The 14959-nt window shown below is 53.3% G+C and carries 20 protein-coding genes; 6 read left to right on the plus strand and 14 right to left on the minus strand.

Going from position 1 to position 14959, the window contains the following annotated elements; all coding sequences use genetic code 11:
* Nucleotides 1-31: 31 nt before the first annotated feature.
* Together cycA and fklB are read right to left on the minus strand one after the other, a co-directional pair.
* A complete protein-coding gene (cycA, locus tag QMG44_RS14170) occupies nt 32-1441 on the minus strand; it encodes a D-serine/D-alanine/glycine transporter (RefSeq protein ID WP_014168338.1) in 1410 nt (469 codons plus the stop codon).
* A 313-nt stretch (nt 1442-1754) separates the two neighbouring features.
* Nucleotides 1755-2375: an FKBP-type peptidyl-prolyl cis-trans isomerase gene (fklB, locus tag QMG44_RS14175; RefSeq protein WP_025205816.1), complete on the minus strand. Its 621-nt coding sequence runs from the start codon at nt 2373-2375 to the stop codon at nt 1755-1757.
* 233 nt (nt 2376-2608) lie between these two features.
* On the opposite strand from fklB, the gene QMG44_RS14180 reads away from it, so the two are divergent.
* A complete protein-coding gene (locus tag QMG44_RS14180) occupies nt 2609-3247 on the plus strand; it encodes an OapA family protein (RefSeq protein WP_086533159.1) in 639 nt (212 codons plus the stop codon).
* A gap of 45 nt (nt 3248-3292) precedes the next feature.
* Here the strand turns inward: QMG44_RS14180 and QMG44_RS14185 are convergent, their stop codons facing one another.
* The 5 genes from QMG44_RS14185 to rpsF form a co-directional block, all read right to left on the minus strand.
* Nucleotides 3293-4222 carry a DMT family transporter gene (locus QMG44_RS14185; protein WP_025205818.1) on the minus strand — a complete coding sequence of 310 codons (930 nt, stop codon included), beginning with the start codon at nt 4220-4222 and terminating at the stop codon, nt 3293-3295.
* A gap of 151 nt (nt 4223-4373) precedes the next feature.
* Nucleotides 4374-4823: a 50S ribosomal protein L9 gene (gene rplI, locus QMG44_RS14190; RefSeq protein ID WP_014168334.1), complete on the minus strand. Its 450-nt coding sequence runs from the start codon at nt 4821-4823 to the stop codon at nt 4374-4376.
* Between the two features lie 41 nt (nt 4824-4864).
* A complete protein-coding gene (rpsR, locus tag QMG44_RS14195) occupies nt 4865-5092 on the minus strand; it encodes a 30S ribosomal protein S18 (RefSeq protein WP_000135199.1) in 228 nt (75 codons plus the stop codon).
* Nucleotides 5093-5096: 4 nt separating this feature from the next.
* Complete coding sequence (gene priB / locus QMG44_RS14200; protein ID WP_014068638.1) at nt 5097-5411, minus strand: primosomal replication protein N; 315 nt, start codon at nt 5409-5411, stop codon at nt 5097-5099.
* Between the two features lie 6 nt (nt 5412-5417).
* Entirely contained in the window at nt 5418-5813 is a 396-nt protein-coding gene (gene rpsF / locus QMG44_RS14205) for a 30S ribosomal protein S6 (RefSeq protein WP_014068637.1), read from the minus strand.
* 341 nt (nt 5814-6154) lie between these two features.
* Between rpsF and yjfY the strand changes: the two genes are divergently transcribed.
* Nucleotides 6155-6430 (plus strand): DUF1471 family protein YjfY, encoded by a 276-nt coding sequence (yjfY, locus tag QMG44_RS14210; RefSeq protein WP_086533158.1) that lies wholly within the window; start codon nt 6155-6157, stop codon nt 6428-6430.
* Between the two features lie 141 nt (nt 6431-6571).
* On the opposite strand, the gene QMG44_RS14215 is transcribed toward yjfY, so the two are convergent.
* The 6 genes from QMG44_RS14215 to ulaA are packed head-to-tail and all read right to left on the minus strand — an operon-like array spanning nt 6572 to nt 10980.
* Nucleotides 6572-7258, minus strand: a complete 687-nt coding sequence (locus QMG44_RS14215) for an L-ribulose-5-phosphate 4-epimerase (RefSeq protein ID WP_032679424.1) — start codon at nt 7256-7258, stop codon at nt 6572-6574.
* A complete protein-coding gene (locus QMG44_RS14220) occupies nt 7251-8111 on the minus strand; it encodes an L-ribulose-5-phosphate 3-epimerase (protein WP_014168332.1) in 861 nt (286 codons plus the stop codon). Before QMG44_RS14220 ends, QMG44_RS14215 begins: the two co-directional genes overlap by 8 nt.
* Before the next feature lie 9 nt (nt 8112-8120).
* Nucleotides 8121-8771: a 3-keto-L-gulonate-6-phosphate decarboxylase UlaD gene (gene ulaD, locus QMG44_RS14225; RefSeq protein ID WP_008502901.1), complete on the minus strand. Its 651-nt coding sequence runs from the start codon at nt 8769-8771 to the stop codon at nt 8121-8123.
* 13 nt (nt 8772-8784) lie between these two features.
* Nucleotides 8785-9252: a PTS ascorbate transporter subunit IIA gene (ulaC, locus tag QMG44_RS14230; RefSeq protein ID WP_014168330.1), complete on the minus strand. Its 468-nt coding sequence runs from the start codon at nt 9250-9252 to the stop codon at nt 8785-8787.
* A gap of 9 nt (nt 9253-9261) precedes the next feature.
* Complete coding sequence (gene ulaB / locus QMG44_RS14235; RefSeq protein WP_014168329.1) at nt 9262-9567, minus strand: PTS ascorbate transporter subunit IIB; 306 nt, start codon at nt 9565-9567, stop codon at nt 9262-9264.
* A gap of 12 nt (nt 9568-9579) precedes the next feature.
* A complete protein-coding gene (gene ulaA / locus QMG44_RS14240; RefSeq protein WP_020882935.1) occupies nt 9580-10980 on the minus strand; it encodes a PTS ascorbate transporter subunit IIC in 1401 nt (466 codons plus the stop codon).
* A gap of 358 nt (nt 10981-11338) precedes the next feature.
* On the opposite strand from ulaA, the gene ulaG reads away from it, so the two are divergent.
* Both ulaG and ulaR read left to right on the plus strand, forming a co-directional pair.
* On the plus strand, nt 11339-12403 hold the full coding sequence (gene ulaG, locus QMG44_RS14245) for an L-ascorbate 6-phosphate lactonase (protein ID WP_020882936.1): 1065 nt from the start codon (nt 11339-11341) through the stop codon (nt 12401-12403).
* Nucleotides 12404-12514: 111 nt separating this feature from the next.
* On the plus strand, nt 12515-13270 hold the full coding sequence (gene ulaR, locus QMG44_RS14250) for an HTH-type transcriptional regulator UlaR (RefSeq protein WP_014168326.1): 756 nt from the start codon (nt 12515-12517) through the stop codon (nt 13268-13270).
* On the opposite strand, the gene yjfP is transcribed toward ulaR, so the two are convergent.
* Nucleotides 13267-13989, minus strand: a complete 723-nt coding sequence (gene yjfP / locus QMG44_RS14255) for an esterase (RefSeq protein ID WP_025206248.1) — start codon at nt 13987-13989, stop codon at nt 13267-13269. The two genes, ulaR and yjfP, sit on opposite strands and share 4 nt — an antisense overlap.
* Nucleotides 13990-14126: 137 nt before the next feature.
* On the opposite strand from yjfP, the gene bsmA reads away from it, so the two are divergent.
* Nucleotides 14127-14456 (plus strand): biofilm peroxide resistance protein BsmA, encoded by a 330-nt coding sequence (gene bsmA / locus QMG44_RS14260; RefSeq protein WP_025206249.1) that lies wholly within the window; start codon nt 14127-14129, stop codon nt 14454-14456.
* 148 nt (nt 14457-14604) lie between these two features.
* On the plus strand, nt 14605-14880 hold the full coding sequence (gene yjfN / locus QMG44_RS14265) for a DUF1471 family protease activator YjfN (RefSeq protein ID WP_025206250.1): 276 nt from the start codon (nt 14605-14607) through the stop codon (nt 14878-14880).
* Nucleotides 14881-14959 lie beyond the last annotated feature (79 nt).

The raw sequence follows: 14959 nt of genomic DNA on the forward strand, positions 1-14959 counted from the left end.
ATTCGGCCACAGCATCTGTGGCCTTTTTTTATTAACGCATGCCTGCCATACGTTTCTTACCGATAAATAACCATCCCAGCCCCAGCGCGATGAACCACAGCGGCGTGACGATTAACGCCTGACGGGTATCGTCTTCCAGCGTCAGCAGAACCAGCACGAAGACGAAGAACGCCATGCACACCCAGCACATCAGCTTGCCCAGCGGCATTTTGTAGATCGATTTTTCATGCAGGTGTGGACGCTGTTTGCGGTACACCAGGTAAGAACACAGGATGATGGTCCAGACGAACATGAACAGGATCGCAGAGACCGTGGTGATCATGGTAAACGCACCGATCACACTCGGGTTCACGTAGAGCATCACCACACCGCCCAGCAGGCAGATACAGGAGAAAGTCAGCCCTTTCGCCGGCACCGCACGCTTAGACAGTTTGGCAAACGCGCGTGGCGCAACCCCTTCCTGTGCCAGACCAAACAGCATACGGCTGGTAGAGAACACCCCACTGTTGGCCGAAGAGGCCGCGGAGGTCAGCACCACGAAGTTAATCAGGCTTGCGGCCGCAGGCAGTCCAACCAGTACAAACAGCTCAACGAACGGGCTCTTGGTCGGTACAACGGAGCTCCACGGCGTCACGGACATGATGATAATCAGCGCGAAGACGTAGAACATAATGATACGAATCGGGATGGAGTTAATCGCGCGCGGCAGGGATTTCTCCGGATCTTTAGTTTCCGCCGCCGTGGTACCGACCAGCTCAATCCCCACAAAGGCAAACACCGCAATCTGGAAACCGGCAAAGAAGCCGCTGATGCCTTTCGGGAACCAGCCGCCGTCATTCCACAGATGCGCGAACGAAGCCTGAACGCCGGTTGGAGACTGGAAGTGCGTCAGTACCATCACCAGGCCGACAACAATCAGGGCGATAATCGCCACGATTTTGATCATCGCAAACCAGAACTCCATCTCACCGAACATTTTAACGGTGGCGAGGTTAAGGCTCAGCAGCAGAACAATCACCGCCAGCGAGGCCACCCAGTCCGATAACCCAGGGAACCAGAACTGCGCGTAGGCCGTGATGGCGACCACATCCGCCATGCCGGTCACCACCCAGCAGAACCAGTAGGTCCAGCCGGTGAAGTAGCCCGCCCAGGGGCCAAGCAGGTCGGAAGCGAAATCGCTAAAGGACTTGTATTCGAGGTTCGAGAGCAGCAATTCACCCATTGCACGCATCACGAAGAAGAGCATAAAACCGATGATCATATAAACGAAAATGATCGACGGCCCGGCAAGACTGATGGTTTTACCTGACCCCATAAACAGCCCGGTACCGATGGCACCCCCGATGGCAATGAGCTGAATATGACGGTTTGTGAGATTGCGCCGTAGCGACTGTTCAGACGACGCCTCTTCGTCGGCGACGACTTTAACCTGATCTACCATGTGATATTTTCCTGTTTATGCCTGTCTGTGTTGTTAAGGCTCTTCTGGCCTTTAAATACGTCAAAAAAATAACGGTCCCCATGAAAGGACTCATCGATATTAGGTAAGAATCGGCGGGATGAATACTATGATTTGGATATTATGTTAATAATATGTTTAAAGTGAGTGTCATATCACTCATACAACGCGAAACAGCTCACAAAAATACACGCAACAGTTTCGTTTGCAAGATAAAATGTTGATTCCGTCGTAACTATAGGTTTTATCACTATATTCCTCTCCCCCGAAGGAGAGAGGAAATAAGAAAAGCTGATTACAGAATTTCCAGCAGCTCGACTTCAAACACCAGGGTGCTGAATGGCGGGATGGACGCACCAGCGCCACGCTCGCCGTACGCCAGGTTGTGCGGGATAGTCAGTTCCCATTTGGAACCCACTGGCATCAGGGTCAGCGCTTCGATCCAGCCCGCGATAACGCCGTTAACCGGGAATTCAGCCGGTTCGCCACGTGCTACAGAGCTGTCGAACACCGTACCGTCGATCAGTTTACCGGTGTAGTGCACGCGAACGTGGTCAGTACGCGCCGGGATTGCGCCGTCGCCCTGGTTGATCACGCGGAACTGCAGGCCAGACTCAGTGCTGTTCACGCCTTCACGCTCACGGTTCTCTTCCAGATATTTCACGCCTTCTGCAGCCATCTCTTCGAAACGCGCGCGACGCACGGCGTCAGCACGTTCGTGGATTTCACGCAGCGCACGGTGCACAACATCAACCGGAACCGCCGGGTTGTTGCCTTCCAGCGCATCAGCGATACCCGCCACCAGCGCTTCGGGTAACAGACCTTCCAGGCCGGATTCGCTCAGCTGCTGTCCTACCTGCAAGCCGATACCGTAACTTGCCTGCGCTTCGATAGTGTCAAAAGTCGGGGTGGTCATGGGTTTTCCTTCCATCACATTTAAAGTAGCGGGCAGCATATCAGCCATGCCCTTATGGGTAAAACTTTGTCTGAAGTTAAGGTGACAAACCGCGACGAAACAGAAACAATAGAGAGAACCAGGATTAATCCCGAACGAATGTCACGGATGTCGGGTTTGCTACGCCGTTCAGGCAGTTAGCAAACTATACTTCGGAGCACAGGATAAAAAAGACGCGGAGCAGGAGGAGAGCCATGCCCGGGCGATTTGAACTGAAACCTACCCTGGCGAAAATCTGGCAGGCGCCGGACAATTTTCGCATCATGGACCCGCTGCCGCCTCTGCATCGCAGAGGGATCATCATTGGCGCGCTGATGGTGATCGTGGGCTTCCTGCTTCCTTCCGGTGGCGATGACGCCGACACCGCGACGGTGACCCGCAATGCCCAGCTGGATATTCAGTCGCAAACGCGACCGCAGCCTGACACCCAGCCTGTGCAGACGCAACTGGTCACTCCGACGAACGATCCGGGACAGGTTGCGCCTGTTGAACCGGAACCCATTCAGGATGAACAGGAACAGGCAGCGGCCCCGGCAGAACCACAGACTCAGCAGCCAACCGGCATTGAGCAGCAGTGGCGTTCCTATCGCGTAGAGCCGGGTAAAACCCTTGCGCAGCTGTTCCGCGACCACAATCTGCCGCCAACCGATGTGTATGCCATGGCGCAGGTGGAAGGCGCGGGCAAGCCGCTCAGTAATTTGCAGAACGGCCAGCTGGTGCAGATACGTCAGAATGCCAGCGGCGTCGTCACCGGGCTCACGATTGATACGGGAAATGGCCAGCAGGTGCTGTTTACCCGCCAGCCTGACGGCAGTTTTATCAGAGCACGTTAATGTTCAGGCCGGGTAAGGCGAGCCAGCCCCCCGGCAATGCCCTTCTTAGTGACTCCGCTTATTGACCCACCAAATCCCCGAGCAGACCAGCACCAGCGCAATCGCATATTTGATGTCCAGAATGTTTTCACCGAGGAAAATGGCGGACAGCACCGTCCCGGCAACGGGGATCACAAAGTTGAACGGGGCAATCATACTTACGCGGTTCACTTTCAACAGCGCGCTCCAGAGGGCAAACGCTACCGAAGAGAGTAACGTCAGATACCCCAGCACCGCGACGGCCGTCATGCTATGCACTTCCAGCGTCCCTCCCGTGAGATAGCCACCCGCCACCAGCGCCGCGCCGCCGATAGCGAGCTGCCAGCCGGTCATTACTGTCGGGTCGACGGTCTGGGAGATGCGTTTTCCGTAAAGCGTGGCGGCAGAAAGGATAAAGGCTGCCAGCACCACAAACCCGTCTCCCTTCCAGACGAAGCTGAATTCGCTTAACCCGCCGTGGAAGTTAACCAGCATCACTCCGGCAAAGCCCAAAATACAGCCAAGCGTTTTGTTATAGCTGAGCTTGTCGTTGTGGTAGATGAAGTGCGCCAGCAGCACGCTGAAGAAAGTGCCGGTGGCGTTCATGATTGAGCCGTTCACGCCTGTCGTGTAGGCCAGTCCGATATAAAAGAAGGTGTACTGAATGCTCGTCTGCGTCAGCCCCAGGACGGTCAATTGCCCAAACTGCCCGGGCGTGAACCTGCCGATGGGCTTGCGCTGTGCTAACGCAAAGAGAAGCAGCAGCACACCCGCAAACAGAAAACGGTAACCGGCGAACACAACCTTTGAGGGAATATCATCAGTGGCAATCTGGAAGAGTTCATAGCCGCTTTTTATGGCCGGGTAAGAGCTACCCCAAAGCAGACAGCAGAGCGTGGCGCAGGCATAGGCCACCTTTCGACGGGCAAATACGGGCGTGGGCAGAGCGGTTTCCATGTCGAATCTCATAAATAAAATTGCGTTTCATTTTATTATCAGAGAATGCGCCAGGAATAGCGACCCTACAAGCACTAAAAGCGCGAGCCTGGTCCCTAAAAAAAACAAAACGCCGGCACAAGGCCGGCGCTTCGACGTGAGCAGAGTAAAATTACTCAGCTACAACGTTAACAACCAGTTTAGCGAACACTTCGCTGTGAACCTGGAAGTCCACTTCGTGCTCACCAGTGGTACGCAGAACACCGTTCGGCAGACGAACTTCGCTCTTAGCCACTTTAACGCCAGCTGCAGTTACTGCATCAGCGATATCGCGGGTACCGATGGAACCGAACAGTTTACCTTCGTCGCCAGCTTTGGAAACGATGGTAACAGTGCCCAGTGCGTTGATTGACTCAGCGCGAGCATTAGCAGCCGCCAGAACGTCAGCCAGTTTGGCTTCCAGTTCAGCGCGACGTGCTTCGAAAAACTCTACGTTTTTCTTGGTAGCTGGAACAGCTTTACCCTGTGGAACCAGGAAGTTACGAGCGTAGCCCGCTTTAACGTTTACCTGATCACCCAGGCTGCCCAGGTTTGCTACTTTATCAAGCAGAATAACTTGCATTACCTTATCCTCTTAAAGTCGTATTAATGGACCGTGCCCGATTACTGATGACGATCAGTGTACGGCAGCAGGGACAGGTAGCGAGCGCGTTTGATAGCGCGAGCCAGCTGACGCTGGTATTTTGCACGAGTACCGGTGATACGGCTTGGGACAATCTTACCGCTTTCGGTGATGTAGTTTTTCAGCGTTGCGATATCTTTATAGTCGATCTCTTGAACGCCTTCCGCGGTGAAACGGCAGAACTTGCGACGACGGAAATAACGTGCCATATGGCTAGTCTCCAGAATCTATCAAATCAATCTGCTCGGCATGCAGAACCATTTTGCTCAGGCCGTTCTTTGCCTTGTGGCAAGAAATGAACCCCTGAACGATTACTGCGCTACCGACCGTTATACTGTGAGTAATGGCCTGGTTTTCGTGTCCGCTAATAATAACGGGCATTTGGCACCACGCCTGCCGGTGAAAGCCGGCTTCCTCTTGCACAGAACGATGCTCAAGCACGAACTGGCAATGCGGAATTCCTGATGGACTGACCTTACGAAGGGGGGTCCTGCACACGGTACCGGACAACACCAGACGGTTGGTCATCAGAAATTACTCTTCAGAATCCCCAGCATCAGAATCATCTGCGGTTTCGTTTGCGAAATCATCGCGACGCTCACGGCGCTCGTCTTTCGCTTTAACCATCGGAGATGCTTCGGTCACTGCGTTTTTGGTACGCATAACCATGCTGCGGATAACGGCATCGTTGAAGCGGAAGGTAGTTTCCAGCTCATCGATCACTTCCTGCGGCGCTTCAACGTTCATCAGAACGTAGTGTGCTTTGTGCAGTTTGTTGATCGGGTAAGCCAGCTGACGGCGGCCCCAGTCTTCCAGACGGTGGATCGTACCTTCTGCACCAGTGATGGCAGCAGAGTAGCGCTCGATCATGCCCGGAACCTGTTCGCTCTGGTCAGGATGGACCATAAAAACGATTTCGTAATGACGCATCGAATTGCTCCTTACGGATTATTCAGCCTCCTGTCTGGGTCAGCCGAGGCCCGGGGAGGCAAGGAACGTGTTAAAGGTCGGCTGAAAAATTGACGCGTCATAATACTTGCGCGCCCCTGGAAACTCAAGCTGATTGCACAAATAATTCGCACAAAGCGTAAAGCTGGTCTAAGTGGGTGATTTAAAATTAATCACATCAGGAAGCGTTGTTTTTTTGAACAACAGCATCAGAAATGGTCACGCATCCCCGCCGGATAAGTGATTACACTTTAATCAGAGACCTTATTTATAAAAGGAGAGCAACACCCCCTTTCACAGCACGCAGTCGTGGAGCGCATATCATGAAAAAAATCGCATTTGCCGTAATGGCTGCACTTTTGCTCAGTGCAAACGCGATGGCAGCCATCAAGATAGACGGCCGGCAGGCCCAAAACATGGATGATGTGCAGAGCTTAGGCGTAATCTACATCAATCATAATTTCGCCACTGAAAGTGAAGCAGATCAGGCACTCAATCAAGAGACCGATGCTCAGAGTGCACAATATTATCACGTCATACTGATGCGTGAGCCCGGCAGCAACGGCAATATGCACGCCAGTGCAGATATCTACCGATAACGCTTTAACGCTAGCACCAGGAAAGCCAACAAAGAGAACATAGCCATAGTTTAACTTGCCCCCTGCCCGGGGGCTTTTTTTTGCTAATGGCTCTGAAATACCACCGGTTACAACTGTTTTTCGGTATTCCAGAGCACTTATTCACTTCTGCCCGTAATAGGCGTTGGGCCCATGTTTACGCATGAAATGTTTATTCATAAGGTAATCATCAATGCCCTGAAGCTGCGGATTGATGCCGCGGGCGATCCACGCCATTCGCGCCACTTCCTCCATCACCACCGCGTTATGCACGGCATCGTGAGCGTCTTTTCCCCACGAGAATGGACCGTGCTGATACACCACAATACCAGGCGTATGCAGCGGCTCACGCTCAGCCAGCGTATCGATAATGACGCGACCGGTGTTGAGTTCATACTCCCCTTCCACTTCGGCCTGCGTTAATGCCCGCGTGCAGGGAATATCGCCAAAGAAGTAGTCTGCATGCGTGGTGCCAAGAGCCGGAATGGGCAGCCCTGCCTGCGCCCAGGCCGTGGCATGAGTCGAGTGTGTATGCACAACGCCGCCCAGGGAGGGATAACGCTGATACAGTGCCAGATGGGTGGCGGTATCAGAAGAAGGACGCCACTTTCCGTCAACCACGTTGCCATGAAGATCCACAACCACCATGTCGTCGGCGGTCATGGACTCATAGGGCACACCGCTGGGCTTAATCACGACCCGCCCCTGCTCACGGTCGATGGCGCTGACGTTACCCCAGGTAAACGTCACCAGACCGTAGCGAGGTAGATCCATATTGGCCTCAAAGACCTGCTGCTTAAGCTTATGCATGCTCAGCCTCCATCAACCCAGCCCGCGCCATACGTTCACGGACCCAGTCCCGCGCCTTCGCCACTTCGGCTGCCGGGTCGTCCGACGTTTCACTCCACATCTCAATCAGGTAAGGCCCGCAATACCCTGTCTGTTTGAGCGTCTGGAAGCACCGTTCGAAATCCACCACCCCGGTGCCGAACGGAACATTTTTGAATACACCAGGCCGGGTATCTTTGACATGAACCGCCACGATATGACCAATACCCGCCTGCAGTTCCATCTGCACGTCGTTATCCCAGGCTGACAGATTGCCGATATCAGGGTAGAGCTGGAACCACGGATTATTCAGGTAGTGCGCGTAACCCAGCGCCTTGCTGATGGAGTTCATTAACGGATAATCCATGATCTCCATCGCCAGCGTCACCTGAGCACGGCTGGCCATGTCGACGCTCTCTTTCAGGCCGTCACGAAAACGACGGCGCGTTTCATTATTGGCGTCCTGATAGTAAACGTCATACCCCGCCAGCTGGATCACACGGATGCCGACATCCTGGGCAAAGCGAATGGCTTTACGCATGATCTCCAGCCCCTGAGCACGCACAGCATCATCTTCACTGCCAAGCGGAAAACGACGATGGGCGCTGAGGCACAGGGAAGGCACACGTACCCCCGTTTCAGCAATGGCGCTAACCAGTGCCAGACGCTGTTCGCGGCTCCAGTCCAGGCGAGACAGGCGTTCGTCCGTCTCATCCACTGACATTTCAACAAAATCGAAGCCGAGTTGTTTCGCCAGTTGCAGCCGCTCCAGCCAGCACTCCCCCGCAGGGAGTGCCTTTTCATAGATGCCGAGCGGGACTTGTTTAGACAACATACCCGCTCCTTAGCCCCAAAGCTGAGCGATTGAGCGTTTGAACTGACGCGCGGCTTCTACCGGAGAGGCGGCATCACGGATGCTACGGCCTGCGATAAAGACATGAATTGGGATACCTTTGAACAGCGGCAGATCTTCCAGCGCCAGGCCTCCGGTCACGGTCACTTTGAAGCCCATATCGGCCAGACGCTTAATCGCGCTGATATCCGCTTCCCCCCACGCTACCCCAGCGGCCTGCGCATCACGGCTGCGGTGATAAACCACCTGTTGAATGCCCGCGTCACGCCACTCCTGCGCCTGCTCCCAGGTCCAGAACCCGGTCAGCTCAATCTGCACATCACCGTTGAACTCTTTTGCCACATCCAGCGCACCTTTAGCCGTGTTGATATCCGCACAGCAAATAACGGTGACCCAGTCGGCATTGGCTTCAAAACACATACGGGAAAGAATTTTGCCCGCATCGGCAATCTTGGCATCCGCAAGCACGATTTTATGCGGATACAGCGCCTTCAGGTCGCGGACGGCGCGAACGCCTTCGCCCACGCATAGAATGGTACCGACTTCAATGATGTCCACTTCTTCCGCAATCAGGCGGGTGGTTTCGTAAGCGTGAGACAGCGTCTGGTTATCCAGCGCGACCTGCAACATTGGTAATGACATTTTCAATTCCCTCTTAAACTGCCGCCGCAGTGGCGTTATCAATTAAATCCAGCACATCCTGCTCGGTGCGGCAGGCGCGTAAACGGTCGAAGTTGGCCTCATCATCAAACAGATTCACGATCTGCATAATGCCCACCTCCTGGTGGGTGTTGGCATCAACAGCCGCCATGGTGATGAGGATGTCGACCGGGTCGTTATCTTCGTGGTTGAAAGCCAGTGGTGTTTTCAGCGTAACCAGCGCAAAGCCGGTTTTTTTAACACCCTCTTCCGGGCGGCCATGCGGCATCGCCAGCCCTGGTGCAATCACGAAGTAAGGGCCGTGCTCTGCAACGCCATCCAGAATGGCCTGGTAATAACGCGGCTCGACAACATCGGCTTTTACCAGCAGATCTACGCTAAGTTTCACCGCCTCCTGCCAGGTGCTGGCGTCGGCCTGTAAAAGGATGGAGCTGTTCTCTGCCAGCGAATCACGTAGTTTCATGTTGCGTCCTTACTTCACATCTTGTGGGAAATGCGCGTTGATCACTTCCAGCAGCTTTGGCCCAAAGTCGGCTGGCGACAGCATGTTGCGCACGCCTACCACATATTTGTTGCCTGTCACGGTGATCTCACCGGCGATGTGGGTAGAGGCGATGATGATGTCCGCGCCGTTCAGTTCACTTTTGTATTCGCCCACTGCGCAGCTGTTCACCGTGTGGTCGATGTTTGACTGGGTTAAAAACTGGTCCACTTTCATCTTCATGATCATGGAACTCCCTTGCCCATTGCCACACACAGCCAGGATACGTACGGTCATAATCGAAACTCCTTAATGAGCAGAAACTTCTGCTGTTTGTTTTTCTGCATCTTCTTCAGCCCGCAGAGTGCGACCAGCGAAGAACATATAAGCCAGAGCAATGAGGATGATGACAGCCATAAAGATCAGGCCAACGGAGGCGAAGCCCTGCATCATCGGTGGTGCCAGAATTGACCAGTCGGCCATGCCCATCCAGGCGCTCATACCGGTGAGCTTGACCGCCCACACACACCCGAAGATTTCCACCATCCCCATCACCAGGCAGATCTTGAGCGCCGCGCGCCAGCCACCAAAGTGGTTCGCAAAGACGCCGATGGTGGCGTTGGAGAAGAACATCGGGATAAAGCCAGGAATGATCAGAATGGAAGAGCCGCAGCCCACCAGGATACCCACCGCAATCAGCTGGCCGATGGTGCCCCACATGAAGCCCCAGACCACCGCGTTTGGCGCGAAGCTGTAGATAGCCGCGCAGTCAATCGCCAGTACCGCACCGGGAATCAGACGCTGAGAGATACCGTTGAAGGCTTCGGACAGCTCGGCAACGAACATACGCACGCCCTGGGTGATAATGAAAATCGCCACCGCGAAAGAGAAACCTGTTTGCAGGATATAGACAGTCCAGTGGGTTTTACCCGCCATCGCCTGTACGACGTCAATGCCAAAGGAGAGCAGAATGGCACCGAAGAAGAGGGTCATCACAATCGCCGTAGAAACGATATTGTCGTGGAAAATATTCAGCCAGCCCGGCAGTTTAAGATCTTCGACGCTCTCTTCTTTTTTGCCCAGATACGGCGCGACTTTATAGGCAATCCAGGAGGCAAACTGCTGCTGGTGGCCGATGGAGAAGCCGCAACCGTCGGTGACGTCCTGCGTGGGCTTGTACATCATGTTGGAGGTGATACCCCAGTAGAGCGAGACCAGCACCGCGGTGCAGATAATGGTCGTCCACATTGGGTAGCCAAAGATAAAGAAGGAAACCGCAATCAGCCCTGCCTGCTGGAACATGATATGGCCAGTCAGCATGATGGTGCGAATACCGGTAATGCGGCGCAACAGAACGTAAATGATGTTCAGCGCCAGCGCGAGCAGGACCGCATACCCTACCCAGCTGTAGGCATCGCCCATGCGATCGATGGTGGCCATCATCGAGGCGTAGGTGTCAGAGATGGCGCCGTTGATGCCATAGACTTCCGACATTTTGGCCACTACCGGCTTGAAGGTGCCGGTCAAAATGCCTGAACCCGCCTGCAACAGCATGAAACCGATGATGGTTTTAATGGTGCCTTTAATAATAACGCTGACGCTTTTACGCAGCAGGATATAGCCAAGGCACGTCACGATGCCCAACAACAGCGGGGCATTAGTCATTACCTGATTAAAGAACACGGTAAAGACGTTGTAGAGGATCTCCATAACTCTCTCCAGAAATGAGAACACGAGGGGCAATCCCTGTGCGGTTGGTGACAACACTCTATTAATCACAAATAATCATCACAAGATTAAATCTGATTATTTGTGACGCATCACGCAAATTATTTCCCTGGTGTTAGTAATGATTTTCACTTCGGCATGCCACATAGAATTATTTCCATATAATTCATGCAATTAATGATTAATACGGTAAAAGATAACAAGAAGCGAGAAGAGCGTCCGTGACGTCAGGCAGATAAAATTACACATTTTGATCGTTGCAATGCGCGTGAAATGGTGACAGCATTAATCACAATAAATCACCAGTTGATTACTTTTGATTAAAGCAGGAGTCAAAACGATGAGTAAAGTGAACACCATTACCCGTGAATCATGGATTCTGAGCACTTTCCCGGAATGGGGTAGCTGGCTGAATGAAGAGATTGAGCAGGAACAGGTTGCTCCTGGTACCTTTGCAATGTGGTGGCTGGGGTGCACGGGGATCTGGCTGAAATCAGAAGGTGGCGCGAATATTTGTGTCGATTTCTGGTGCGGCACCGGCAAACAGAGTCACGGTAACCCGCTGATGAAAAAAGGCCATCAGATGCAACGCATGGCGGGCGTGGAAAAACTTCAGCCAAACCTGCGTACCACACCGTTTGTTCTTGATCCGTTCGCCATTCGCCAGATCGATGCCGTTCTCTCTACGCACGATCATAACGATCATATTGATGTCAACGTGGCGGCAGCGGTCATGCAAAACTGTGCCGATGACGTACCGTTCATCGGGCCGCAAACCTGCGTGGATTTATGGATCGGCTGGGGCGTACCGAAAGAGCGCTGCATCGTCATGAAACCGGGCGATGTGGTCAAAATTAAAGACGTTGAGATCCACGCGCTGGATGCCTTTGACCGCACTGCACTGATTACTCTTCCGGCCGATCAGAAAGCCGCAGGCGTACTGCCAGACGGTATGGACGAACGTGCGGTGAACTACCTGTTTAAAACGCCCGGCGGTTCCCTGTACCACAGCGGTGACTCTCACTACTCAAACTACTATGCAAAGCACGGCAATGAGCATCAGATTGATGTGGCGCTCGGCTCATACGGGGAGAACCCACGCGGCATTACAGATAAAATGACCAGCGCCGATATGCTGCGCATGGCGGAAGCGCTGAACACCAAAGTAGTGATCCCTTTCCACCACGATATCTGGTCAAACTTCCAGGCCGACCCGCAGGAGATACGCGTACTGTGGGAAATGAAAAAAGATCGCCTGAAGTATGGCTTTAAGCCGTTCATCTGGCAGGTAGGAGGCAAGTTCACCTGGCCGCTGGACAAAGACAATCTCGAGTATCACTACCCACGTGGCTTTGATGATTGCTTTACTCTTGAGCCAGACCTGCCGTTCAAGTCATTCCTCTGATTATTAAGGCCCATCGCCAGACCCGAGTGTCTGGCGGTTTCATATTTCTTTTAGTAATTTCACGCTATTTCAAATATCATCTTTTAAAATCAATTCTTATCGGAATAGCTCATGACGGAAGCGCAACGGCATCAAATATTACTGGAACTCCTGGCGCAAACAGGGTTTGTCACCGTTGAGAAAGTGATCGAACGTTTAGGGATTTCCCCGGCAACAGCGCGGCGGGATATTAATAAGCTGGATGAAAGCGGTAAGCTGAAAAAAGTCCGCAACGGTGCGGAAGCGATTAGCCAGCAGCGTCCACGCTGGACGCCGATGAACATTCATCAGGCGCAAAATCATGATGAAAAAGTCCGTATTGCCAGAGCGGCATCGCAGCTGGTGAACCCCGGCGAGAGCGTGGTGATCAACTGCGGCTCCACGGCGTTTCTGTTAGGTCGGGAGATGTGCGGAAAGCCGGTACAAATCATCACGAACTACTTGCCGCTCGCTAACTATCTTATCGATCAGGAGCATGAAAGCGTGGTCATCATGGGCGGCCAGTACAACAAGAGCCAGTCCATTACGCTCAGCCCGCAGGACAGCGAAAACAGTCTTTATGCCGGACACTGGATGTTTACCAGTGGCAAAGGCCTGACCGCGGATGGCCTCTACAAAACCGATATGTTGACCGCCATGGCAGAACAAAACATGCTTAACGTGGTGGGCAAGCTCGTTGTGCTGGTCGACAGCAGTAAAGTGGGCGAACGCGCAGGAATGCTGTTCAGCCGTGCTGAACAGATAGACATGGTGATCACCGGCAAAGGTGCCAACCCTGAGATCCTCCAGAAACTGAAAGATCAGGGTGTCAACGTCCTGTGCGTTTAAAGGTGCTGGCGGAAGAAGTCCACCGTGGCGTCCAGCGCCGTTGGCGTAATGCGGTGGCGAACGCCCGCTTCCCACAGGCAGGTCAGGTTGCCATCCAGCCCCTCGTGCTGTAGCGCCTGCTGAAGCCGGAACGTTTCTCCGGGTGGAACCACATCGTCCGCATCACCATGCCATAACAGCAAAGGACGATCGGCCAGACGCGGTAACGCCCGGGTAACCTCCCACTCTGCAAGCGCCGCCTCAACCTCCGTGAGTGCCTGAGGTGGAAAAAGCGTCTTCGCCAGAGAGGTAAAGTAGCCCGAGCCCATCAGACAAGCCACTGACTTCACTTCTGGATGGTGCGTCATGATCCCCAGCGCCGCCATCCCGCCCATCGATGCCCCAGCCACGGCCAGCCGATTATCAGCCACCAGCCCTGCCTGATAAAGCGCGTCGCGCAGCCCGGCAAACTCGGTCAGGCTACCGTGCAAAATGTGCCAGAACTGCCCAAGTCGCGCCTGTTCGTTGCCGGTAAAACGTGCGCCGTGGTCAGGTGCATCCGGCATGACCACACGAAAACCGGCCTGCGCGAGCGCCACCGCAAAATAGCTGTAGACCAGCTTCGATGAGGTAAACCCATGATAAAACACTATAACAGGCAGTGGTTCCTCACGTTTTCCGGCAGGTGTTGCGTGTAATATTTCACGATCACCCAGATGGCGTATTTCAATTTCAATCATTGTCGACCCTGTAATGATGAATGATTCATAATGTTGAGAACTGGGTTACGATTTCACGCTATTTTCATTCGAAAATTACGCCCCAGCTAACACTTCGGGAACATTCCCCCAAAACTAAATTCACAGACAACTACACTATGGCTATCAGGAAACGAGATATGGTTATGCGCAGGTTTGCTGCTTTATTGCTGATGTTACTGCTCAGTGGCTGTAGCGCGCTGCAGGGAACGCCACAACCCGCTCCCCCGGTGGCCGATCACCCGCAGGAAATCCGTCGTAATCAGACGGAAGGATTACAGCGTATGGGTACCGTCTCTGCGCTGGTTCGCGGCTCCCCGGATGACGCGGAAGAAGCAATAAAGGCACAAGCCGTCGCCGCCAAAGCAGATTATTACGTCATCATTATGATCGACGAAACCATCATTACGGGACAGTGGTACTCACAGGCCATTCTGTATCGTCAATGATCGTCTTCATTTGAACGACATTTACACTGCTTTGCGTCCATAGACACTTTCCTGTCCACAATAAACTCCATGCCCGCAACAATGGAAGTGAGTTTATTCGCGAAGGATTGCCCGGCGGATACCGGAGACATGTGAAATGGAGCTGACGATGAAACGAACTCTTGCTTTGACCACACTGTTGCTCTCAGCAGGTCTTGTGAGCACAACCGCGCAGTCAGCTGAATTTGCCAGTGCTGATTGTGTGACTGGCCTGAATGAAATTGGCCAGATCTCCGTGAATAATATTTCGGGGAGCCCGCAGGACGTTGAACGTGTCGTTGCATTAAAGGCCGATGAGCAGGGTGCTTCATGGTATCGCATTATCCAGATGCAGGAAGATCAGTACATCGATCACTGGCGGGTACAGGCCATTCTCTACGCGTAATCCCCCTCCGATAAAAGCCACTTACTTTTAGTGGCTTTTCGTTTTTGCAAATTTTTTATCTTTTAGCAAACCAATTAAA

This window comes from Enterobacter sp. 200527-13, from assembly GCF_027924865.1.
GTDB lineage: Bacteria > Pseudomonadota > Gammaproteobacteria > Enterobacterales > Enterobacteriaceae > Enterobacter > Enterobacter ludwigii.